Here is a 22,838-nt window from a genome sequence, read left to right as displayed (position 1 = left end):
GAGTGATATTTTTGTAAATATCGAGAGGTTGAGATCCCCGACTTCATGAAATTGGGATTAAAAATTTAAAATATCTAAAGATGCTTCTATTTCTAATTCTATTATTCTAGCTTTTATATCTTGATATTCTGCTAATTTTCCTTCTTGCCAATATAAATCTGCGGCTTTATGAAAATCTGCTACTGCTCCTTGTTTGTCTGCAATTTCTAATAGGGCGTTTCCTCGGTTATAATAAGCATTGATATAGTGAGAGTTCATTTTCACTACTTGAGTATAATCGGTGATTGCTGCTGCATATTTTCCTAAATCGAAATGAGCATTACCCCGACAATAATAAGTATCAATATCATCAGGATTAATTTGAATGGCTTGGGTATAGTCAGCAATTGCTCCTTCATAATCTCCTAATTCAAACCGATCATATCCACGATTTTTATACCCAATAGCATCATCAAAATCAATATTAATTACTGGCTGTGATTTCTGTTGATCATCTAATAGGTAACGAGATATTTGTCTATCTTTCTGTGTGGTAATATAATCAGGATTCAGCTTAATTGCTTGATTATAATCTTCAATTGCTCCTTGAGTATCACCAATATGAGAGCGAACATCAGCACGATTTTTATAATTAATCGCAATATGGGGATTAATTATAATCGCTTGGGTATAAGCCTCTATAGCTATTTGATAATTCCCTATTTGATAATGTGTCAAACCTATTTGATGATATGCTTGCAGATGATTAATATTAATATTTATTGCCTGACTATAGTTAGTAATTGCTGTGTGATACTCGCCTAATTGATAATTAACCAAGCCTAGTTTATAATAAATGTCAGCATCACTATTATTAAACTGTAAGGCTTGATTATAACTATTAATTGCTGCTGCATACTCGCCTTTTTGGAAATATTCATCACCAAGATCTAAATAAAAAATAGTTAAATCAACAGGTGTAGATTGGGGTTTAATTATTTGACTTTGAGATAAATTAGATGGATAAGAATTTGCTGAGATTGGAAATTGTTCTAAATAGGAAAATAGACCACCACCATACAATAATTGATTAATCCCAAAGGAAATTTTCCCAGTTTTCAATTTAATCATTTGCGTGGGTAGAAATCCAGCTAAAAAAAGATGATATGCAGATTGTGCTTCATTGACTTCTTCTTGAATCAAAATACAGACAATTACTGCATTTTTTTCCACTTCTTCGGCACTAACTGACCATCTTACTCTATCAATACTACCGTGACGAGATTTGACTTCAACGCCAATGGCAGAATTAGCAGTGAGTGTAAAATCACTTTTACCATCACCACCAAAGCGTTTTTCATAATCTACTTCCGTAATAAAATTAGCTAATCTTTCCTTAACAACTTCCTCGCCTAATTTACCTTTAAGATTATTAATAAAAACATCACGGACTGGAGAAGTGCGTTTATATTTTTCCGCCATTAACCAGCAAAATTCCCGTAATGCTTTTAATCTCTCACCAGAAATAATAGTTAATTCACTATGTTGACCTTCTATTTGACAATGAAGTAGACAACCAGATGTTAACCTTTTCAGGAAGTCAGATTGTAGCGATCGCAAGAGAGTAATCCAATCCATGTACAATATTTCTGCGGTCTTTTTATGCAAGGGTTTAACACTGCCAAACCCTTACAAATCTGTATAAATTTGGTTCAAACATATCTAGTAGTTCGTCAAATTTATTTTGACGGGTAATGATCGGAAAAAACTTCTGTTCTTCCCTCCCCTGCCCCCCCTGCTTACCTTCACCCGTCATTTTCGGGTTGACAGACTACTAGTACAAAACGGCGTAAATAAACCAACCATTCTAAATCCTCCAAAAGCCTATACTGTCTTCATTTTGACTTTTGACTTTTGACTTTTGACTTCCGCCTTGCGGTACTAGGGTGTGTAAAGCATAGAACGACGGCGTAACGCACCGCATCTTTGATCATGGTGCTAAGGATTTTTTCTTTCTTCCTTGATTTGGCGTAAGGTTTGAATAAGTTTTTTACTAGATTCAGTATAGACAGCGGGAGCATCACTGTTGGGTGTTGCTGACGTGATAGAACCAAGATTATTTACCGGTGGAGTCTCAGGGGGTAATTTTTGAGAGTTGGGAGTTACTGAAGGTTTGATTTGAGGTTCAGGTAATTTTTGAGAGTTGGGAGTTACTGAAGGTTTGATTTGAGGTTCAAATACCTTTTCTGTATTTGAAGTAGCGGGAGGTTGAATCTTAGAACTTACGCCTGTAGCATTGGGATTATTTTGGAACTTCAGTTGGAAAGGATAAGAACTAATTAACTGCTTATCAGCTTGAGGTGGATTGGCGATGAAAAATTCTCTAACCTTAGATTGTAGCTGCGGCGATTCTGCTCCTGCTTGGAACTTAATATCTAAGACCTTACCATCTGCATCTACAACTAATCTACCCACAACTGTTCCTTCCATCTCAGGTGTATCTGTAGAGATGGTTTCACGAATTACCCCTTTCTCTTTTACATTGGGGTATTCTTGACGAATATTTTGTCTAAGAGTATTGTAAGAATTCAGTTTAGCCAGTAATTGTTCCGTTCGTTTACCTTTTGATTCAGATTCATTTGTGATGATTGCTGGTGATTTTCCCTGAGAATTATCTGTTAAAGCTAATTTTTCCCCATATTGAGGGACTTTAATGGCATTATTTCCTGATTCCACTGTTTGTGGTGCTGAAATACCCGCTGCTGTTGTACTGCCAATATCAATGGCTTCAGCAGATGGATTATTTAGTGGTTCTCCTGGTATTTCATTACTTTGTCGCAGTTCTGGCAACTTATTAATACCTAGAGGTGCAGTTTCTCGTATTTGCTGATCTAAATTATTGACAAAAGGAGAGGTTGAAGCAGTTGGGGGATTATATGTACTTCTGGCTGGCAATCTAGACATTGCCATTTGTAAATCATTGCGAGTCAATCTTTCAATAGATTGCCTACTGGGTAGATAAGACAGGTTCAAGTTGGTTGGCGAACTCGGAATAGCTGGTAATACCGACTGACTAGATAATTCCGGTTGTAAAGCGGGATAGCTAGTTAATGGACTACTCAAATTAATACCTGGTAGTTGTTGCTGTAGGGGTAACTGGGGTTGCTGTAAAGCTACCTGGGATGTGCTAGGAGGTTGTGGTAATCGGCTTTGATCAGCCGCGCTCAATTCCATTAATCCGACTGCTTTGGGTGAGTCAGTTTTAGAAGATTGATTAGAATTAACTGGCATTAATGGCACAATCAAGGCAATAGCACCGTGGATACCAAGGGAGGCTATGGCGGCTATTCCCGTTGGTTGTCCGAATATTTCTGGTATGTTTTTTAGGAGAGATACGTAAGACATACTGTTATGGTTGATTCTGATCAGTGAAAGTTGAATAGAAATTTTATCAACAAAGAATTCAGGGGTTATCCCAATCGTGAAGTTAATATCCCACAGTATCATCTACTGAGAGACGGGGGAATAATGATACTCAAGGTAAAATTGATTAACTCCTGAAATCGGTGTCTTCTGAACTATTTTTTATTTTTTAGACTATTTTGCCATTGCCAAGACGCATCTTATTCCCATACATAATAACTTCTCCAGAGGATAAGTTCAACAGGGGAATTAATAATATCTTCAGTTTTTATGTTTGGGAACTGGGAACAGGGAAATTAATTGGTAATTAGGGTTTGCACCAAAAAGTTATCTGTGAGGGCTAGAAGTATGGCTAACGCCACGCTGCGCTATCAGGATGTAGGGGCGCAGGGCCTGCGCCCATTCAGGAGTATGGCTAACGCCACGCTGCGCTATCAGGAGGATTTAGAAGCAGTTAGTTAGAAGTAATATCAAGTCTGGAAAATTGAGTCTTCCCTGTTCCCTGACTCTAGGAATGAATTTAATTTTATCCAACTACTTATAGAATAATAAGTCAAGCAATTTGATACGTAGGAGTATTAAAATGGGACTGAGTGAAGAAATAATGAATTCTAGTCATAAGGACTTAATTGTCCAAGACTGCTGCACCATGATAGACGTACAACTAGCATCTAAGTCAGGCATGAGTGGCATAGCCCTAAAAGCCGCCTTTGCTGCACTGAAGGGAATTCAACCGGGTTATATCCCCAATGTTATTGAGTCCCTCCTCCCAGTTTGCTTAACTGCAATTGATCCCATCTGGAGCGAAGGAGTGCAACATGGTGAACCAGTGAAATACCTCACAGCCAATAGTAATCGCACCGCAAATGCGCTATTGAGCGTAACCGATGCCAGGGTTAAAAATACGAAACGCCAACTTGTGCGAGGAACTTACGAAAAATTCCGTAATTCCGCAGAAAAGCACGTACAAGAAGCAGTACCAGATTTAGCTCAAGTGATTGGTAAGTATGCGAATAATTAGGATTTGCTGAATAAGTTGTCTGTGAAGGCAGGGAACAGGGAACAGGGAACAGGGAACAGTTTCAACGATCTGGATATCCTCAATTTTCCCAGTCCGACTAGGAAAAATGCACCTATTTTGAGACACCATCAGCCAAAACCTTGCACTTTTTTGTGATAAAAATCAGCGAAACCTTTATTAATAAACGGTTTTAGCTTTATTCAGCAAGCCCTAATTAGGATTGGCACCAAAAATAGAAGTTAGTCTTTCGGTCTTTAGATGCGCTTCTACGTAGGCTACAGGAGCGCATATCCCTAAAAACCAACTTGCAGATATCTTGCTTCGTGATATAATTTGCTGTTGATGATATTGAGTTAAAAAGTCCCTAATTCAGCCGAAAATATGACACTTACCTATAGAACAGAGGGATGTCTCCGTATTGGTCAACAAGCTCCCGACTTTACAGCAACAAGCGTAGTAGATCAAGAGTTTAAGTCAATTAAATTGTCTGATTATCGTGGTAGATATGTTCTTCTGTTGTTCTATCCCTTAGATTTTACCTTTGTTTGTCCAACTGAAGTAACAGCATTTAGCGATCGCTACCCAGAATTTAGCCAACTAAATACAGAGATATTGGGTATTTCCGTTGATAGTGAATTTTCCCACCTCGCTTGGATTCAAACAGATCGTAAATCTGGTGGAGTCGGTGATATAAATTATCCCCTAGTTTCCGACATCAAAAAAGAAATTAGTGCCGCTTACAACGTTCTTGACCCAAACGCTGGTATTGCTTGGCGGGGTTTATTCATCGTAGATAAAGATGGCATTCTACAACACTCCACTATTAATAACTTAGCATTTGGTCGCAACGTAGATGAAGCCCTGCGAACATTACAAGCAATTCAGCACGTTCAGTCCCATATTGATGAAGTTTGTCCTGTTAATTGGCAACCTGGAGACAAAACCATGAATCCTGATCCGGTGAAGTCTAAAATTTACTTTGCTGATATTTAGAGAATGGGAAATTTGGTAATTAAACTTCTAATTTTGAATTTTTTATGCTAACTTCAACTGATTTTACTGGCTTATTTAATGAGCGATTTTTCCATAATTTTCTACCCATACCGGCGTTAGATAATTTTAGATTGGGTGTAGGCACACCAGATTTTAAACTATCAGATATTACTAATAATGCTGTAGTTAAGCTATCTGATTTTCGCTGTAAACAACCCGTAATAATTGCCTTCACCAGAATATTTACCGAAAAGCAATATTGTCCATTTTGTTATCCCCATATTCAAGCTTTAAATGAGAACTATGAACAGTTTAAAAATCGGGGAATTGAAATTTTATTAATTACCAGCACCGACAAAAAGCAAAGTCAAATAATAGTTCAAGACTTGGGCTTAAAAATGCCATTATTAAGTGATTCCAGTTGCCATACATTTCGTATTTATAAAACTGGACAAGCATTGGGAGCGCCTTTACCAGCACAATTTGTATTAGATAAAGATGGCAAACTGCTCTACAGGCATTTATTTTCCTTTTTAGATCATAATGCCAGTATAGAGACACTTCTGGAAAAATATAATTGAATAGGACGCAGTTTAATTAAAAGCTCCTAACCTACCTGTACCCCGATTGTATTGATAACTTTCCCGAATTAAACTAGGATGAGGACTAACACAATATTGTTTACCATCAATCATAATTGTGACTAATTTTCCCCCAGAATCACAGGAAACATTAGTTAATTCCCAGCTTTTAATTAACTCTACATTAGCATCAGTGGCAATCTGGGAAGTTGGCTTTGGATTTTCCTGTACTTTAGTCAAAGATTCTAACTTACCTGTACCCCGATTGTATTGATAACTTTTCTGAATTAAACTAGGATGAGGACTAACACAATATTGTTTACCATCAATCATAATTGTGACTAACTTTTCCCCAGAATCACAGGAAACATTAGTTAATTCCCAGCTTTTAATTAACTCTACATTAGCATCAGTGGAAGAGTTAGAAGTTAGTTTTGGCTTTGCTTCTGCTTGAGAATTAGAAGTTGGTTTGGGATTTTCCTCTGCTTCAGGCGCAGGTTTTTTAACATAACGCCTATTAAATATTTCTGCGGATTTTTGATAATCTGCAAGTGCATTTTGATAATTACTAGTTAAAGTGTAGGCTATGGCGCGGTTAATGTAAGCATTAAAATCATCAGGATCAATAATAATAGCTAGAGTTGACACTTTTATGGCTGCTGGATAGTCTTTTAAGTTGTTAAACACATCTGCTTGAATTGTGTACCCATAACTATTGTGAGGATCAAGACGAATAGCTTGTTTGGAAGATTCCAACGCCGCTTGATACTTTCCTAATTTAATATAAGCCATAGCCTGATGGGCATAGGCGGCAGCATAGTTAGGGTTGAGACGAATTGCCCGGTTAAAATCCTCAAGGGCTGCTTGATCATTTTGTAAGAATATCTGACTCCAGCCCCGGTTGAGGTAGCCATCTAAGTAGTTAGGATCAAGAACAACAACTTGGTTAAAATCTGTAAGAGCTTCTTGATGTTTGCTGACCCATGTGTATGAATATCCCCTTTTAAAGAATGCTTCTATATATTTAGGGTCAAGCTTAATTGCTTGAGTAAAATCTGCCGCTGCGTCCTGATAATTATATTGATCTAGTTTAGTAATACCTCTGGCATAAAAGTCTCTTGCTGACAGAGGATTGTTTAAACGGGTAGCAGGACTTTCACTAGTAGAACTATTATCCTTCTTGATGGGGGTGTTTTTAATAATTGGCTCACTTGTAGCTAAAAAAGTATTAATAGGAATCCCCGCATTAAATCCTGTTTTCTGTGTTACCACTGCTCCCGTTTCTGTTTTATTCTTACCTGAAGTATCAGCTAACCCGTGAATCGCCACAACTCTACCAGCAATATCAAACACAGGACCGCCACTATTACCAGTTATGGTTCTAGCATCGTAAATCAAACCATAGCCATTAATGGCATTACTGGCACGAGAAACAACTATTCCCGTAGTGAAAGCAAAGTCTCTGGCAGCTCCAACCTTATCAAATACGGCTGGAAACCCACCAACAAAGACATCTGCACCCTCTACCATTTGATCAGAGTTTCCTAAAGTCGCAATAGGATAATCTTCTGGAGCCACAAAAGTAGCTATAGCTAAATCTGCGTCATTTCTAGTTTGCTGTAATACTTTAATATCTTTGACAGGATAATCTTTACCCGTGTTTGTGCGTATGGAATAAGTAGTATCTGTAGCGCAAGTAATTTTTCCTGCCCGGCCTAAATCATCACACACCACATGATTAGCTGTGAGTACAGTGTAAGTATTACCTTGTTTAGCAATAATGACTCCTGAACCGCCGGGAGTAAGATCACCCCCTGCATTAATTTGGACTGAGGTGCTTTTAGCAATTTGAGCAATCTTTTGGGTACTAACAGTATCAGCAGCAGATGTTGGTAGAGAAATTACAATAGTTGCGATTACTGTCGTAGTCAAGATGGTATAATTTACCCTGGTAAAATATAAATTCATATTCTGAGTCTTCTTGTAAATTCTAGTAACTATGTTTTATCTTCCTTGACAATTTCTTGTTCTTCGAGAAAAGCAAGAACATTGTCAATAGGAATAGCCCAACTGAGAGATTCCATTTGCAAATAATCTTCTTCTTTTGGTATAGTCCCATCGGTAAAAGTAAAAGCCTCAATACCTTGAAAAGGATACTTTAACAGCCCATTAATACCAATTAGTTCACCTTGCTGATTTAAGGCGGGTCCCCCACTCATCCCTTGAAAGATATCATTAGTGTTGCCTAATTGATAACCTCCAGGGAGAGTTTTAGTAATCTGCATTTTAATAGTTCCGGGCTTGACTTGAAAGGCTTTAACTCCCCAATTTCGGGTTTCTTCCATTTTAGTGATCTTCTTGCCTTTGAAGACAAAATGCCAAGCTGGAAAACCAGAGGCGTATACTGTTTCTCCCTCAGAAATAGCTTTTGACTTTGGCAATGTTACTACTTGATAATCCTGTGGACTAGTAAATTTTACCAGGGCTAAGTCCAATTTTTTCGTATTCATGCCATTGACTTGTTGTCCCTGGTAAATCTTACCATCAGCAGTCAAAATGCCATAACCATCTTCAGGACTATCAGCAACTACATGATTATTTGTTAATACTGTATAAGTTTGCCCTTCACGTTTAATGACCACCCCTGAGCCAGAACCAGATTGAGTTAAAATCCTGACAGTTACCTGATTGGCAATTTTGGCTGCGGTAACATCAACATCAGGATCGGATGTAGCACCTAACACTACTGGGGTGGAATGGGCATACAACTGAATCACACAAACCGTGGTAATAAATATTAAAAACAACCTGCGAGCTATGGGAGAAAACATGATTAATATTCAAATAATGTGGATTAAATCATGCTTACCAATTGTATATTAGTAATCAGGGAAAATATCAGAATTTCATCTGTTCCCTAATTACAGGAATACCCATCACCTTTTTCCCCGCACCTCTCCCTGACCCAGGGGGGTGGGGAGGTGGGGGAGGTGGGGGGGTGGGGGATGTGGGGGATGTGGGGGAGGTAGGGGAGGGAAGAACAGAAGTTTTTTCCGATCATCATTACCCAGCAATTCTTATTTTGAAACGAGTTTGCGCCATTTCAGCGAACTGCTTGCAGCAGCGCTTCGCTATCCCCGGATTTGTTAAGAATTGTAAAACCCTATGAATGTAAGGGTTTAAATGTCATGAAACCTTAAAATGAGAATTGCTGATCATTACCCGTCAAAATAAATTTGACGAACTACTAGTACAGGTTGGCGTAAATAATATGACTATTAAAAGCTCCGAAAGTTTGATTGATTACAAGGCTTGAAAATGGTTCATTCACTTACACCGCAGTGTAAGTAGTGAGACAAAATTAATTACACAATGTCATTGCGTTAGCGCAGCGTGGCGTTAGCCATATGGAACGAAGTGAAATGAAGCAATCACAACCCTGGCGATTGCTTCCCTTCCCTCGCAATGACTGTAAATATTTTTGTCCAATTACTTACTAGCAACTTGAGTTAATAATTACAAACCACGGGAGTTATCTTGAACGGCAGGTGTCTTTGCCGGTTGCTGACCAGAGAGATTGCGGTTTCTTGTTAACACATCTGTCAATTTGATCTGTACACGACCTTGTGTTTCACGGACGGAACCTGCGCTAGAACCTTCACGACTGATTTGCATGATTTGGGCAAGAACTTGGTCTGCCTTCTTGGCATTTTCTGGTTTCAGTGTAAACAGAGTATTGCGTCTATTGCAACCAGTGTCATTTGCTGAAACTACGCAAATGACAGTTTTATTGTTAACTCGACCGGTCATCAACACAACATCCTTGAGGCTACCACCACTTTCAGCTACAGCTTGATTTAATTTTGGTGTCACGATTTGGCAACGACCTTGGGGAGTAAATTTCTCACCAAAATACTTTGAAGCTGCTGAAGTCCAGATAATGACAGGGATTGGCTGACCACCGGGTCGCTGACCAACCGTAGCCACGCTACCATCACCCTGGGGGACGCAGGTAAATTTAGTCTCAGTGTTGGCTACCTCTGATGGTTCTACATCTGGCATCGCACTACTGTTACTATTATCAATTGTATTATCCACTGGTGGTAAGGCTTGAACCGTATATCCCAAACCAACAATGTTAGATAGGGCTAAAGTGGCAACTACAATCGCTGTTTTTAATTGATATTTCATAAGACTCCCTAAATGTTAAAAAGAAGAAGAAATGAGACTTTTCCAGTTCCTGACTGAAGTAAATGTCTAGTTTTCTCTAGACTTTATTAGCAGGATGTTGATAATTACAAACCACCGGGGTTATTTTGAGCAGGAGGGTTTCTTCTGGTTTGCCGGAGTGGGTGATTGGCATTCATGGTTAGCAAATCGTTCAATCTCACCTGGACACGACCTTTTGTTTCCCGAATTACGCCGGCGCTAGAACCCTCACGACTGATTTGCAGGATTTGGGCAAGAATTTGGTCTGCCTTCTTGGCATTCTTGGGGTTGAAGGTAAACAGAGTATTACTGCCATCACAACCAGTGTCATTAATAGAAACTACGCAAATGACGGTTTTACTTGCGACTTGACCGTTCATCAACACAACATCTTTAAGACTACCACCACTTTCAGCTACAGCCTGATTAAATCTTTCTGTCACGATTTGGCAACGGCTTTGAGGAGTAACTTTTTTGCCAAAATACTTGGAACTATCTGAAGTCCAGATAATTACAGGGATTGGTTCTCCACCAGGTCGCTGACCAACGGTGGCTACGTTACCATTTCCGTCAGGTACACAGGTGAATTGAGTTCCTGTATAGGATTCCTCTGATGGATCTACATCTGAATTAACACTATTATCTACCTTTGGGAAAGCTTGAACTGTAGACCCCAAGGCAAAAATACTGGAGAGGGCTAAAGTTGCCGCTATCATCGCTGTTTTCAATTGATGTTTCATAAGACTTCTTAAATGTTAAAAATAGGAAGAGATAAGTAGTGAGACAGAATTAATTACACAATGTCATTGCGTTAGCGCAGCGCGGCGTTAGCCATATGGAACGAAGTGAAATGAAGCGATTGCAAGGGTTGTGATTGCTTCCCTTCGCTCGCAATGACTGTAAATATTTTTGTCCAATTACTTAGGCTATTCTGGATCTGATTTACGCACGAACCGCAGAGGTCACGGAGGTCACGGAGAAATTAGGGTTTGAGAGATATTTTGTTTGTGTAAGTCCTTGATACAGCAACCTATAAACCCCCTCTTTTCCGAGACGAAGTAGGTGTAGGGGAATCTGCTAAAGCTTTGAGGTTACCAGTAGCCTGATTATATTGATAACGTTTAGCTGTTAAGTCAGGATGGGGCGTAATGCAGTATCGTCTGCTACTCATGATGATGGTGACGACTTCGCTACCAGAGTTACAGGCTATAGGTGTTAGTTCCCATTTTTTTAGCAGTGCTATGTTGGGATCATCGGCTGATAAATCAGCGTTTTGCGAAGTATCTGGTGTTTCTGTCGTTGTGACATCAAACATGGTGTTGTTTTTCGTAGCATTGTTGAAGTTATAACGACCATTATTAGCAATGACATTGCCACCTGGGTTATTACTAGTCCCCAAATCAGGTAAAGCATCATGAATGAGAACAACACCATCCCGAATGTTGTTCTGAATTGTATTTTTACGCACTGAAGGTTTAGCGGATTCGGAAATCACTATACCATCTTTGTTTTGAACGATTTGATTTTCTGTTAGCAAGGGCGCGGAAGTATTACCAATGGCTAAACCAAAGCCGTTATTCTGAAATAAATTATTACGAACTTCTCCCTGGCTTGATTTGGTTAGGGAAATACCGTTGGCGCTGTTTTGTACAAATCTGTTATTTTCAATTTTGGGATTTCCTGTACCTGTAACAAAAACTCCGTCTCTAGCATTGTTAATAAAGGTACTGTTTTTGATCGTTGGATTAGTTGATTCTATCCATACACCTGTACCCCTTTGATTGGTGTTGGTGACGGTTACACCTTCGATTGTGGTATCTTGATTTGTCAGGATAGTAATATTCTGTTTAGCGAAGGTGCGACTGATATAATCACCACCACCGGAAATAACTACTCTCTCACCCCTGCTGGATTCATCACCCCGTAATGTTACGCCTGGTTTGAGTAATATGGGGAATGATTCGTTGCTATAATTACCAGGAGCTAATTGAATAACTGTACCCGCTTTGGCTTGACTGAGGGCGGAAGTAATGGTTTTGTAGGGGTTTGCTGATGTTCCAGCTTCAGCAGCATTTAAACCATTAACAGGGTCAACATAAATTACTTGGGCAACGGGAGGCAATTCGGCTTGTACTGGGAATGTGACAATTAGGGAACTAGATATGGCTAATGTCGCCACGAACCAAGAGGTTTTTGATTTGAACCGATTACTCATAAATAACTCCTTGATTTGATGAGTATATGCTTATTTTATTACAAATTAAACCATAAATACTAGGATAATCTCAAAGTTATACATATACATTACTTATATACACCTGATCCGGATTAGTTGCTAAAATCCCCGTCATTCCGTTGATAATCCCAAAATCCCCGTTTTGAGCAACTCAGGAAATGCTTATGAAACGAAAAAATCTAGCAGGTTGGGACGGTCTACCACTTCTTCTAACATACCTCTAAGATAAGTAGTGAGACAGAATTAATTACACAATGTTATTGTGTTAGCGCAGCGTGGCGTTAGCTATATGGAATGAAGTGGAATGAAGTAATTGCAAGGGTTGTGATTGCTTCCCTTCGCTCGCAATGACTGTAAATATTTTTGTCCAATTACTTACAAGGTTGGGTTGAGCGACAGCCATTGGTGTTAACTTAACGTAAAACCTCTATCCCGCAAAGAACTCAAGTCATCTCATTCCCAGTCTCTGACTGGGAATGAATTCTAGAAGGCTCTGCCTTCAATAATATTAGAGGCAGAGCCTCATTAACTGCATTCCTAGTCAGAGACTAGGAACGAGATGTGGTAGGGATTTGAGCTTAAGTTGACACCAATGAGCGACGGCTATTTGATCGCAGTTCTCAATTGTTTGAGTATGCCACCAATACGGACGAAGCCTGTATCTCGATAGAGATTCTTGAGAGTTTTCGGTTCACTGTTGAGGATAATCCCGTTGTAGGCAACAATAGCATCATTCAGCTTATTGATATTTATACTTACCCCAGCACCGCTTTGAGCAATGACATAAACAGGTTTGAGAGCTTTAGTGCTGGCTACTAGCTGTCCTGATGTTGCTTGGGCTAGGGGCTGATTTGGTAAGGAAGCACCACCAGAACCAAACAAACCTGTGAGAGATGAGACTAGTGCTGTTGCTTGTTGTGAGGAAATACCCGCAGTAGTGAGACTGTTTGTCAGAGCTACCGCAGCTTGTTGTGACCCAGCACCGCCTGTGACTAGTGAAGCAACGGATGCTGTACCACCATCCCCGCCCGTTGTACCATCCCCGCCTGTTGTACCACCTGTTGTACCACCTGTTGTACCATCCCCGCCTGTTGTACCGCCTGTTGTACCATCCCCGCCTGTTGTACCACCTGTTGTACCACCTGTTGTACCATCCCCGCCTGTTGTACCACCTGTTGTACCACCTGTTGTACCACCCCCGCCTGTTGTACCACCTGTTGTACCACCTGTTGTACTAAGAGTCTGAACAATAGCAGCAGCCAACTGATTCACAGCAACCTGGACTTGTGGAGCAAGAGAGATCACAAGAGTGTTTGCTGTTGCACCATCTGTCACGGTGACGCTAGATGAAGTTGATTCTACGGTCGCTGCTGAAACGGTAACTGTTGTAGTTGTGTCACCACCAGCAGCACCACCACCAGCAGCACCACCACCAGCAGCACCACCACCAGCATCACCTCCAGCACTACCCACCGACAGACCACCTCCGGAGGAAACACCAGTTGTAATGGTGGCGGAAACACCAGGTATGATAGGAATGGTGACAGAAGTTCCTGTCGTTGTTGTTGCTGCTGTTGTTACGGCTGGTGTTGTTCCTCCTCCTGTCGTTGGCGTAGAAAAACCACTAGTTTGTGCAGCACCAGTAGCAGCGCCAGCATCAACACCGGCTGAACCTTTACTGGGACTGAAACTCTGGGCTTTGTTTGGTAACTGCCAAGCAAATAACAGCAGAGGACTCAAGCTGAGGGCAAAAATGAGATTTCTGGTTTTCAACATGATGATTATCTAAAATATGGAACTGTTTGACAATTGATGCTATAGTCACTGATTCCCTGGATATTTTTTGGCTCTAATATCCCTTAAAATCTTTATATACAAGGGTTTCAGGTTTATCGCCACGCTACTCTATCAGCAAGCCCTATTTAGGCAAGAAATTGAAACCATAACCTATACTTAGCGCAAATGTTGTGCCGCCTACACTGTTATCTGTGAGATCCGCGCCTTGGAGTGTAATTGTTAAGGGTAACGTAGGTACAGGCACGAAAGAAGCGCCAAGGTTTAAGCCAACTCCACTCCAGCCAAAGCCCACACCGACTTGAGGATGAACTTGCACACCTGCTCCAGCAAATACACCAGTACTGGCGTTACCTTGCCTAAAGTCACCACCTCCAACCCCCAGGGAGAATGAGACGGGCATTTTATTCACAGCATCATTAGGCTTTAAAAGAGAGTAAGTTGTTACCACACCATAGACACTGGAAGGCCTGATCTCTTCAATACTGGCCTTGGTCTGATACTGGGCAAAGGCTTTCCAGCCAGCAGCTACACCAACTTGATTGGTTCCCTTAGCGTAGACAATGCGGTGAGCTTTTAAGTCAAAGGTGCCATTAGAGCCAAATTTTTTGACACTACCGTTGTTGAAGGATAATTCTAGACCAACTAGTTTTTGGGAATTACCTAAACCAAAACCAATGCTGGTACTCGCGTCTATGTCATTTATAGAGTTACCTCTATTACCAGCGGTTGCTGCTGATGCTCCCACAAACACGTCACCCATGTTAGCGCCGAAGGCACTGGGAGCAGCAAAACTGAGTCCAGGTGGATAGGTTGGCTTAGGTGCTACTATTTTAAGTTTGATCAGGGGTTCAACTAGTAGCTCTTGGCGGATTTTATTAATATCGTCCGGATCGCTGTCCGCTGTTTGTGCAATTAGTTGTGGTTGTTGTTGCTCAGAAATAGATTCAACCTTTGGTTCTAATTGTGCGGCTGTGACTACTTTATCTGTGATTAATTCACTGGGCTGATTTTCAGTTACTATGTCATCTGCCGCAGATGCGGAATTAACTGAAATGGTGGTGGTTAGCAGTGAAGTTGGTAGGGTTAGCAATAAACCCAAGTAGCAAAAGCGTTTGTAGTGATTAATTAGTATAAGAGAATGCTTTTTCATCTATATCACTCCTCACAAGATGTTATTCAGTGGCAACAATCCATGCCTCTGTATACAGCTATACAAGATAGTTTTTGAATTTGACTGAATTAAGTAGGTGGATGTGAAATAACCAAAATGTGTAACGATATGTAAATTCACCTCGATGGGTTATTATCGTTGAGTTTTAGCCATTTCAAAAAGCGAAATATATTTTGATTTTCCTCTGCCCAGGTACTTAATATTCAGACGAAATACTAACTATTTTGTATATATATCTACAAAGGACTCGACCACACAATTTTTATTATACAGGAAATGTAACTTTAAAGGCAAGCTTTACATAAGTAAATATTTTCTTTAAATTAACTACGAGTTTTTAAATATATATAAGTTAATATTAAGGCTGTAGCAAATTACTACAGCATGGGATGTGAAACATTGGGGAGAGTTTTTTGTAAGGTGACAAAATAGCAGTTCTGGATTGTTTTTTCAGGAAATACTCTCAATAGTTCTTACAATTTAACTTGTGCTAAATGACTGCGGGGGTTGTAAGTGCGGATAGCCCGAATTTTTTCATAACATTCTCGTTCTTGGGGGGTGAGGTCTTTGGGGGGAGCGATCGCTACTTTGACAAATTGATCACCACGTCCACCTTTAGCTATAGGCCAACCCTTACCACGTAAGCGCAGAGATTGACCAGAACGAACTCCCGCAGGTAGCTTAACACTGACATGACCATCGGGTGTGGGTACATCTATCGCTGCACCTAATGTGGCTTCATCAGGGGTAATTAAGACTTCGCAAACCAGATTGTCCCCTTCTATTTGGAAAAAAGTATGGGGTTGTAATTCTACCTTTAAGTATAAATCTCCCCGTTGTTGACTCATGGGGTTAATTTGGCCTTTTCCTTTTACCCGTAAACGAGTCCCAGTTTTAGCGCCACCAGGAATACGCACATCAATAGTTTCGTTTCCTAAACTAAAGCGTTTTTGAACACCGGAAAATGCTTCTGCAAAAGTTAAAATAATTACAGCTTCTGTATCTTGTGTGCCACCAGTACCGCTATCTGGAAAACCAAAATCGTTAAAACCGCCACCTGGTCTACCGGAAGGAGTCCGATAAGAGTAACTTTGTCGTCCGCTGCGGGGACTTGCACCACCAAATAATTCGTTTAAGAAGTCATTAAAACTGCCGTATTGACCAAAATCAACTCCACCCATGTCTGGACCACCACCGGGGAAACCTTGACCGGCTTGTTTCCAATATTGACCAAATTGATCGTATTTTTTGCGTTTATCTGGGTCCGATAATACTTCGTAGGCTTCATTAACTTCTTTGAATTTGGCTTCCGCCTGTTTGTTATTGGGGTTAACATCAGGATGAAATTTACGGGCTAGTTTGCGAAAAGCTTGTTTAATTTCTTCTGAAGTGGCGGTTTTACTAATTCCTAACATTGCATAGTAGTCTTTAAAGTCGGTTGCAGCCATCTACTAGCCTCCTGTATAAATTTAGGATATGTTTTTCTAAGATATGAGATTTACAGGCAAAATGATTCTGATATTAAACTAACAAACCATTGCCATAATCAAGTGTGGTTCTTGCTGAATGGGCGATCGCAATTCCCGTACTTCTGCTATGATTAAAAGAATATAAGCTCATCTATTCCTTCTTCTACACTAGGGGGAGCATCCTGGAGTTGACGGTGCATTCGGAGAATTATATCTTGGGGAACTTGGCGAATCCGTCTTTGATTTCGGGCCAAACATAGCCAAACTGGAGTTTTTACCCAAACCCCCATGATATAACTAAAGCCACAATCACGGGCGAGAGTAATTACTTCCCGACGATTTTTCCTTTGGGCGTTGGTAGCATCAAAAATCACTTCTTGATCTGCGGTTATGGCTTGCTGTAATTGCTGTTCCAGTTCGCGCCAAATTAGCAGCCAGGGTCCTTGAATTGCTTCTGAGCCAAAAAGCTGCCCTCGGATAGCATCTGTGGAAATTAGCTGCATCTGAGGGCATTCTGTCAATAATTGTTTTGCTAAGGTTGATTTACCGCTACCAGGAAGACCAATTAGCAAAATTAATTTAGTCATAGGGAATAGGGAATAGGGAACAGGGAACAGGGAACAGGGGACAGGGGACAAGAAAGATAAATCATCCAATTACCAATTACCAATTACCAATTACCAATTACCAATCACTACTAACTAAATGATTGTACCATCAGGAATTAAAGCACCCTTGAGAACAACGACAATGCCGCTACGGATATAGAATCCTTGCTTTTCTCTTTCTGCTTCTTGGATGTTGTCTTTATTGATAATTTTTACATTGTGACCAATGCGGGCATTTTTATCAATGATGGCACGACGAATAATGGTGTCTGTACCAATACCGACGGGAACATCATCTTGTTCTAAACTGCATTGTCTTTCTACAGATGGTTGGTAATAGTCAGCACCCATGATCAGGGTTTCTTCAATTACCGATCCTGATTCTATCCGCGATCGCACTCCCAAAACTGAATGTTGAATCCGACAATCTTTCAAAATACAACCGTCGCCAATCATGGATTCTGTGATTTGGCAATTCAACAGTTTAGAGGGGGGTAAGTAACGAGCGCGAGTATAAATCGGTGCTGCTTCATCGTAGAAGCTAAAAGGAGGTAGGGGTTGCTTAGTCAGGGCTAAATTAGCCTCATAAAAAGATTCAATTGTCCCAATATCTTCCCAATAGTCGTCAAATAAGAAAGCTTGAACATTGTGATCCTTCGCTGCATCAGGAATAATTTCCTTACCGAAATCAGTCCGTTCTAAAGATTCTTTTAGCAACTTAATCAAAACATCTTTTTTAAAGACATAAATCCCCATTGAGGCGATATATGGCTGTAATGCAGCTTGTTCCTTTGTCAACCCCAAGATGGTGGTATCAACACGCATTTGTGCTAAAGCTTCACCTTTGGGTTTTTCGCTAAAGTCAATTACCCTACCTGAATCATTAATTTTCATCAAGCCAAAGTCTGAGGCGCGACGATCATCCATAGGAATTACAGAAAGTGTAATATCAGCATTGGTATCTCTGTGACGCTGGATAAATTGTCGGTAATCCATGCGGTAAAGGTGATCACCGGAAAGAATCAGAAATTCTTCTACATCCCACTCTTGTAACATCCAGATGTACTGACGCACAGCATCAGCCGTACCTTGGAACCAGTTGGGGTTTTCTGGGGTTTGTTGTGCTGCTAACACTTCCACAAACCCATCGCTAAACCCACTGAAGTTGTAAGCACGGGCGATGTGACGATTCAGAGAGGCTGAGTTAAATTGAGTCAGGACGTAGATTTTGAATATTTCGGAATTGATGCAGTTGCTAACAGGTATATCTATTAGACGATATTTCCCTGCTACTGGTACTGCTGGTTTGGCGCGGAGTTTAGTTAACGGATAAAGCCGGGTACCCGCACCCCCACCCAGAATAATTGCTAAAACTTTTTTCACAAAATTTCTCCCAACTGCCTTTCACTCTCATCTACAGTTTAGGACTGTATGTAACAACTAATAAAGGGGGATCAAAGAATCTTAGGGATGAATTTTTGAGATGGCAGTAAATTAGCCAAAATAGAACTTATGTACTATAGTAGTGGGTGGCAGGAGAGTCTAAATTTATAGTTGAAGCAGTATTGCCAATATGAACATTTTGTGCTACTTTTAAGTAGCAATTTACCATTAAAGTTATCATGTTTCAACAACTATCACTATTTGAAGATAAAAATACTCATATTGCTAACTGTTTTTATAGAAGCATTGAGGAATCTGGTTTTAACTATCAAGAAATTGATATAGGTGATATCACATTTAAAGCAGGACAAACAGAGTCAGTACATAGATGGTATCGGCTGACCCCTAGCTATTCGCCAAATTTAGTTCGCTTTTTTATTGATATATTTAAAATTAGTAAAGATGATTTTGTCGTTGATCCATTTAGTGGTAGAGGCACAACAGTTATTGAATGTCAGAAGCATGGAATTAAGGCTATGGGAATTGAGATTAATCCTCTACTTCAGCAAGTGGGAAATAAGTCGTTACTATGGAATATTGATAATACGCATTTAATTAATATTTATCTTGAAGAAATATTTGATACGATTAAAAAATATCAGACATTTTCACTAGAAGATGTTATTGAGATATTCAATACCAGAGTTCCAATTATTCATAATGTCTTTCGTTGGTGGAAAATTCATGTGTTAAAGAATTTGATTATTTGCCGTGAGATAATGAATCAGGAAAAATATAATCCTATTTCTGAATATATCTGGTTGTCTTTGAATAAAGCGTGTTTAGATTGTGCAAATATTCATAGAAATCATCCAACTATTACATTTGATGATAATCATCAGAGGGAGATAGATGTTTATTTGGAAATTAGTACAAATCTCCAGAACATAAAGGAAGATTTGATCAAGCTCAATCAAAAGCAAATATTATTTTCAAATTTTAACTCCATTATAGTCGGTAATTCCACAAACAACTTACAAAATAAGATTATTAATCGTTCTATAGATTTTGTAATTACTTCACCTCCCTATCCAAACCGTTATAGTTATGTTCATCAAACCAGACCTCAATTGCATTTCTTAGAACTATTAGAAGATATTAGTGAAGCTACGGAAATAGATTTACAAGCAATAGGTGGAACATGGGGTAGAGCGACTTCAATTTTACAAAAGGATTTAATTATAGTTCCTGATGAGATTAAGCCATATCTTTCTTACTATGATGAGCTTAAAAATCAAAATATCTTGATGTGTAATTATGCCACCAAATACTTTATTGATTTGTGGAAACATATAAAATGTTTAAAACAGAGCGTATCCAGAAATTTCCAGGGTGTTTATGTTGTGGGTAATTCTAGGCTCTCAAATGTAGAGATATTTACAGAGGTGATTTTGGGGCAGCTTTTTCAACACGAGGGTTTTGAAGTTGAGAAAATAATTTCCTTTAGAAAAAGAGGTGGTAAAAAACGTTTGTATGAAACAGCAGTATGTATTAAAAATTAGAGAAAATATTATCTATCTCTTTTTTCAAAGATTCTGAATTTCTCTGAAGAAAATTATAAAGATCGAAACCAGTAATAGTATGAACTAAATTAAAACTGTTTATTCCTTCATAGAGTTCCCAACTCTTTGATAATCTAAGTACAGGGCTTTTTAAAGATGTATTGCAGAAAATTAACATTACAGGGAGAATTTGATATGATTTCAAAGCTAAGGACGTATCATAATCAGCCTGAATTCTTTTAGAGTCACCAATTTGATAGCATGAACGGACTTCAAATCCTATTCCTTCATGTTGAATCCAATTTTGAGGAATATTTTGGTTAAACTTATTTTTTCTTATTAATCCATCAATGGATCGATCTTGCTCACGCTCACCAATTTTAATATTGACACTAAAGTGTAATTCATTCTCATTTAAGCCAAAACTCTCTTTTAATAAATAGGCAAATAAATTCTCATACATATCACCAATTTTGCGATGTAAAGAAGTTACAAGATTTCCTCCTACTCTGGCAATAATGTATCTTTCGTCATCTAAACCTACAGAACCAAAGGCAGGATCATTAGCTATGAATTGCTGAAATTCTTCTCTGTTATTGACACCATCATAGCTCTTGTAAGGGTTAAATTCTGAAACTTTTCTAATATTTCCTATAGCTATATTCAGTAACTCATCTTCATTTATCATTTTGTGTTTTCTCCATTTTCTATTTGATTATCAAACAAATCTTTAGCTGTAACTTGAAGAGCATCAGCTAAACGAAAAATATTCATTAAACTAATATTTCGTTCACCTCGCTCTACAGCACCAATGTATGTACGATGTAAGTCAGATTTTTCAGCCAATTCATCTTGGGAAAGTTTTAAACGTTTTCTGAAATAGCGAACTCTGATTCCAAAAGCGTCCATTCTAGCATCCATATTTAAAAAATGTGTGCCTCAATAGATTAAACATTCTACCTCATCAAAACCAAATTATTATATAATTTTATCTGAGCTTTACTCTGGTTCTAAAAAATTATGGCTTTCAATTTAGACCTGATTTAGCTCATTTTTCTTTACCCAGAAATGGCGATCGCGCGATCGCGTCCAGACTCTTTAGCTTGACAAAGAGCATCATCGGCACGTCTTAGTATCACTGTGTCGGTTTTATCATCAGATTGATAGGCAGTTACGCCAATACTGATAGTAATTTTCATGGGTTGAAAGGTAGTATCTATCTCTAAATTACGAATTTGTTCACATAGATGTTCAGCTATTTCCATCGCTTTTTGTAACGTTGTCGCTGGTAAAATGATCATAAATTCCTCACCTCCCAAACGCCCTACTGTATCTTCATTGCGTAACCACTTAACTAACAGTTGAGATATTTCTTTTAAAACTTGATCACCAATGGGATATCCATAGGAATCATTGACAAATTTCAAGTGATCAATATCAATTACTAAAAGTGAAAAAGGTTCTTTGTAACATTGAGTTCGTTGAAATTCTTTTTTCAAAATTGCTAAAATGTTGCGTCTATTGGCAATTCCAGTTAAGACATCAGTATTTGCTAGTTTTTTTAATTTCTGACTTAGTAATTTCTGTTTGTTTAAAGCAATTCTTAATTTATTCTCAATTTGATTGCGTTCACTCACATCTCTCATAGAAACAATTGAGACTTTTTGATCTAACCATTCAGTTTTACCAACAGTAATTTCTGCCCGTCCGATAATTCCTCGAGAACGAATAATATCAAGTTCTGCAACTTTTCCTACTACAATTGGTAGTCCCAATTCATGATTGATTAAATTGGATAAGGATCTATCAAACATTTGCGCCGCAGCCGGATTAGCAAATTTTACAACTCCTGCTTCATCAACAATTAAAATTCCATCTTTGATATGAGTAACGATGGTATTGAGTTTATTTTCACTTTGTTGTAACTGTCTAGTTTGGCGTTTTAGTTGAATATGTGTCTGCACACGGGCTAATAATTCTGTAGATCGAAAAGGCTTGGTTACATAGTCAGCCGCGCCCTTTTCAAAGGCTTCTATTAAATGTTCTTCTTCGTGACTAGCAGTCAGAAATAAAATTGGGATATGATGATAATTTGGATTTTTCTTAATTTGTTCACAAACTTCCAAGCCACTCATTTCTGGCATTAATAAGTCTAATAAAATTAAATCTGGTTGAATTGCTTGCAGACGTTGGAGAGCTTCTTTTCCACTTAAAGCATAGGTAATAGAATACCCTTGTGTTTCTAGGGTTCTTCCTAAAACTTGAATATTTTGAATCAGGTCATCAACAATTAATATTGTACAATCTTGGGGATTAAAAGCAATTTTTTCCATTATTTATATAGTTAACTTAACATTAAAGCGGCGGTTAAAAACCGCATCTACACAGACAAAACCCACCTGCGTG

19 protein-coding genes and 1 pseudogene are annotated in these 22,838 nt (G+C 39.0%); 5 read left to right on the top strand and 15 right to left on the bottom strand.

What is annotated here, in order from left to right:
* Positions 1-57: 57 nt before the first annotated feature.
* Both FJR37_RS03475 and FJR37_RS03470 read right to left on the bottom strand, forming a co-directional pair.
* Positions 58-1,617 (bottom strand): tetratricopeptide repeat protein, encoded by a 1,560-nt coding sequence (locus FJR37_RS03475; protein ID WP_039201332.1) that lies wholly within the window; start codon positions 1,615-1,617, stop codon positions 58-60.
* A gap of 360 nt (positions 1,618-1,977) precedes the next feature.
* Positions 1,978-3,384: a hypothetical protein gene (locus tag FJR37_RS03470; protein WP_168465308.1), complete on the bottom strand. Its 1,407-nt coding sequence runs from the start codon at positions 3,382-3,384 to the stop codon at positions 1,978-1,980.
* A gap of 351 nt (positions 3,385-3,735) precedes the next feature.
* Between FJR37_RS03470 and FJR37_RS27365 the strand changes: the two genes are divergently transcribed.
* The 4 genes from FJR37_RS27365 to FJR37_RS03455 all read left to right on the top strand — a co-directional run bounded on the left by FJR37_RS27365 (position 3,736) and on the right by FJR37_RS03455 (position 5,997).
* Positions 3,736-3,864 carry a hypothetical protein gene (locus FJR37_RS27365; RefSeq protein ID WP_256366860.1) on the top strand — a complete coding sequence of 43 codons (129 nt, stop codon included), beginning with the start codon at positions 3,736-3,738 and terminating at the stop codon, positions 3,862-3,864.
* Positions 3,865-3,985: 121 nt separating this feature from the next.
* Positions 3,986-4,423, top strand: coding sequence for a hypothetical protein (locus tag FJR37_RS03465; protein ID WP_039201328.1), 438 nt, complete (start codon positions 3,986-3,988; stop codon positions 4,421-4,423).
* A 381-nt stretch (positions 4,424-4,804) separates the two neighbouring features.
* Positions 4,805-5,416 (top strand): peroxiredoxin, encoded by a 612-nt coding sequence (locus FJR37_RS03460; protein WP_039201327.1) that lies wholly within the window; start codon positions 4,805-4,807, stop codon positions 5,414-5,416.
* Positions 5,417-5,460: 44 nt separating this feature from the next.
* Positions 5,461-5,997 carry a peroxiredoxin gene (locus tag FJR37_RS03455; RefSeq protein WP_168465307.1) on the top strand — a complete coding sequence of 179 codons (537 nt, stop codon included), beginning with the start codon at positions 5,461-5,463 and terminating at the stop codon, positions 5,995-5,997.
* A 12-nt stretch (positions 5,998-6,009) separates the two neighbouring features.
* Here the strand turns inward: FJR37_RS03455 and FJR37_RS03450 are convergent, their stop codons facing one another.
* The 10 genes and pseudogenes from FJR37_RS03450 to FJR37_RS03405 all read right to left on the bottom strand — a co-directional run bounded on the left by FJR37_RS03450 (position 6,010) and on the right by FJR37_RS03405 (position 18,870).
* Positions 6,010-7,929, bottom strand: a complete 1,920-nt coding sequence (locus FJR37_RS03450) for a tetratricopeptide repeat-containing serine protease family protein (RefSeq protein ID WP_254434498.1) — start codon at positions 7,927-7,929, stop codon at positions 6,010-6,012.
* A gap of 65 nt (positions 7,930-7,994) precedes the next feature.
* Positions 7,995-8,828, bottom strand: a complete 834-nt coding sequence (locus tag FJR37_RS03445) for a serine protease (protein WP_039201324.1) — start codon at positions 8,826-8,828, stop codon at positions 7,995-7,997.
* A 685-nt stretch (positions 8,829-9,513) separates the two neighbouring features.
* On the bottom strand, positions 9,514-10,188 hold the full coding sequence (locus tag FJR37_RS03440) for a COP23 domain-containing protein (protein ID WP_168465305.1): 675 nt from the start codon (positions 10,186-10,188) through the stop codon (positions 9,514-9,516).
* A gap of 104 nt (positions 10,189-10,292) precedes the next feature.
* A complete protein-coding gene (locus tag FJR37_RS03435; protein ID WP_168465304.1) occupies positions 10,293-10,946 on the bottom strand; it encodes a COP23 domain-containing protein in 654 nt (217 codons plus the stop codon).
* 572 nt (positions 10,947-11,518) lie between these two features.
* A pseudogene (locus tag FJR37_RS03430) lies at positions 11,519-12,421 on the bottom strand (DUF1565 domain-containing protein); the annotation flags it as partial.
* Positions 12,422-13,045: 624 nt separating this feature from the next.
* Positions 13,046-14,218, bottom strand: a complete 1,173-nt coding sequence (locus FJR37_RS03425; RefSeq protein WP_168465302.1) for a hypothetical protein — start codon at positions 14,216-14,218, stop codon at positions 13,046-13,048.
* A 142-nt stretch (positions 14,219-14,360) separates the two neighbouring features.
* Entirely contained in the window at positions 14,361-15,389 is a 1,029-nt protein-coding gene (locus FJR37_RS03420) for a hypothetical protein (RefSeq protein WP_254434497.1), read from the bottom strand.
* Between the two features lie 494 nt (positions 15,390-15,883).
* Entirely contained in the window at positions 15,884-16,858 is a 975-nt protein-coding gene (locus FJR37_RS03415; RefSeq protein ID WP_168465301.1) for a DnaJ C-terminal domain-containing protein, read from the bottom strand.
* Positions 16,859-17,010: 152 nt separating this feature from the next.
* Positions 17,011-17,466: an AAA family ATPase gene (locus tag FJR37_RS03410; protein ID WP_168465300.1), complete on the bottom strand. Its 456-nt coding sequence runs from the start codon at positions 17,464-17,466 to the stop codon at positions 17,011-17,013.
* A 114-nt stretch (positions 17,467-17,580) separates the two neighbouring features.
* A complete protein-coding gene (locus FJR37_RS03405; protein WP_039201600.1) occupies positions 17,581-18,870 on the bottom strand; it encodes a glucose-1-phosphate adenylyltransferase in 1,290 nt (429 codons plus the stop codon).
* 239 nt (positions 18,871-19,109) lie between these two features.
* On the opposite strand from FJR37_RS03405, the gene FJR37_RS03400 reads away from it, so the two are divergent.
* Positions 19,110-20,432, top strand: coding sequence for a DNA methyltransferase (locus FJR37_RS03400; protein ID WP_096669722.1), 1,323 nt, complete (start codon positions 19,110-19,112; stop codon positions 20,430-20,432).
* On the opposite strand, the gene FJR37_RS03395 is transcribed toward FJR37_RS03400, so the two are convergent.
* From FJR37_RS03395 to FJR37_RS03385, 3 genes are all read right to left on the bottom strand, one after another.
* The gene (locus tag FJR37_RS03395) at positions 20,422-21,120 is read right to left on the bottom strand and encodes a type I restriction endonuclease (RefSeq protein WP_168465299.1); all 699 of its coding nucleotides are present in this window, start codon (positions 21,118-21,120) and stop codon (positions 20,422-20,424) included. The two genes, FJR37_RS03400 and FJR37_RS03395, sit on opposite strands and share 11 nt — an antisense overlap.
* Positions 21,117-21,353, bottom strand: coding sequence for a helix-turn-helix domain-containing protein (locus tag FJR37_RS03390; protein WP_039201598.1), 237 nt, complete (start codon positions 21,351-21,353; stop codon positions 21,117-21,119). The genes FJR37_RS03395 and FJR37_RS03390 overlap by 4 nt, the downstream gene beginning before the upstream one ends.
* A gap of 137 nt (positions 21,354-21,490) precedes the next feature.
* Positions 21,491-22,765: a diguanylate cyclase gene (locus tag FJR37_RS03385; protein WP_168465298.1), complete on the bottom strand. Its 1,275-nt coding sequence runs from the start codon at positions 22,763-22,765 to the stop codon at positions 21,491-21,493.
* Positions 22,766-22,838 lie beyond the last annotated feature (73 nt).

The organism is Aphanizomenon sp. UHCC 0183 (genome assembly GCF_009712065.1).
GTDB classification, from domain to species: domain Bacteria; phylum Cyanobacteriota; class Cyanobacteriia; order Cyanobacteriales; family Nostocaceae; genus Dolichospermum; species Dolichospermum heterosporum.
Note: the sequence above shows the minus strand (reverse complement) of the source record. Positions and strands in the feature narration are given on the sequence as shown.

Coding starts and splice junctions, on each gene's coding strand:
- FJR37_RS03470 (WP_168465308.1), bottom strand. CDS start 3,384: ATGTCTTACGTATCTCTCCTAAAAAACATACCAGAAATATTCGGACAA.
- FJR37_RS03420 (WP_254434497.1), bottom strand. CDS start 15,389: ATGAAAAAGCATTCTCTTATACTAATTAATCACTACAAACGCTTTTGC.
- FJR37_RS03385 (WP_168465298.1), bottom strand. CDS start 22,765: ATGGAAAAAATTGCTTTTAATCCCCAAGATTGTACAATATTAATTGTT.
- FJR37_RS03425 (WP_168465302.1), bottom strand. CDS start 14,218: ATGTTGAAAACCAGAAATCTCATTTTTGCCCTCAGCTTGAGTCCTCTG.
- FJR37_RS03475 (WP_039201332.1), bottom strand. CDS start 1,617: ATGGATTGGATTACTCTCTTGCGATCGCTACAATCTGACTTCCTGAAA.
- FJR37_RS03390 (WP_039201598.1), bottom strand. CDS start 21,353: ATGGATGCTAGAATGGACGCTTTTGGAATCAGAGTTCGCTATTTCAGA.
- FJR37_RS03455 (WP_168465307.1), top strand. CDS start 5,461: ATGCTAACTTCAACTGATTTTACTGGCTTATTTAATGAGCGATTTTTC.
- FJR37_RS03395 (WP_168465299.1), bottom strand. CDS start 21,120: ATGATAAATGAAGATGAGTTACTGAATATAGCTATAGGAAATATTAGA.
- FJR37_RS03465 (WP_039201328.1), top strand. CDS start 3,986: ATGGGACTGAGTGAAGAAATAATGAATTCTAGTCATAAGGACTTAATT.
- FJR37_RS03410 (WP_168465300.1), bottom strand. CDS start 17,466: ATGACTAAATTAATTTTGCTAATTGGTCTTCCTGGTAGCGGTAAATCA.
- FJR37_RS03440 (WP_168465305.1), bottom strand. CDS start 10,188: ATGAAATATCAATTAAAAACAGCGATTGTAGTTGCCACTTTAGCCCTA.
- FJR37_RS03435 (WP_168465304.1), bottom strand. CDS start 10,946: ATGAAACATCAATTGAAAACAGCGATGATAGCGGCAACTTTAGCCCTC.
- FJR37_RS03460 (WP_039201327.1), top strand. CDS start 4,805: ATGACACTTACCTATAGAACAGAGGGATGTCTCCGTATTGGTCAACAA.
- FJR37_RS03415 (WP_168465301.1), bottom strand. CDS start 16,858: ATGGCTGCAACCGACTTTAAAGACTACTATGCAATGTTAGGAATTAGT.
- FJR37_RS03400 (WP_096669722.1), top strand. CDS start 19,110: ATGTTTCAACAACTATCACTATTTGAAGATAAAAATACTCATATTGCT.
- FJR37_RS03445 (WP_039201324.1), bottom strand. CDS start 8,828: ATGTTTTCTCCCATAGCTCGCAGGTTGTTTTTAATATTTATTACCACG.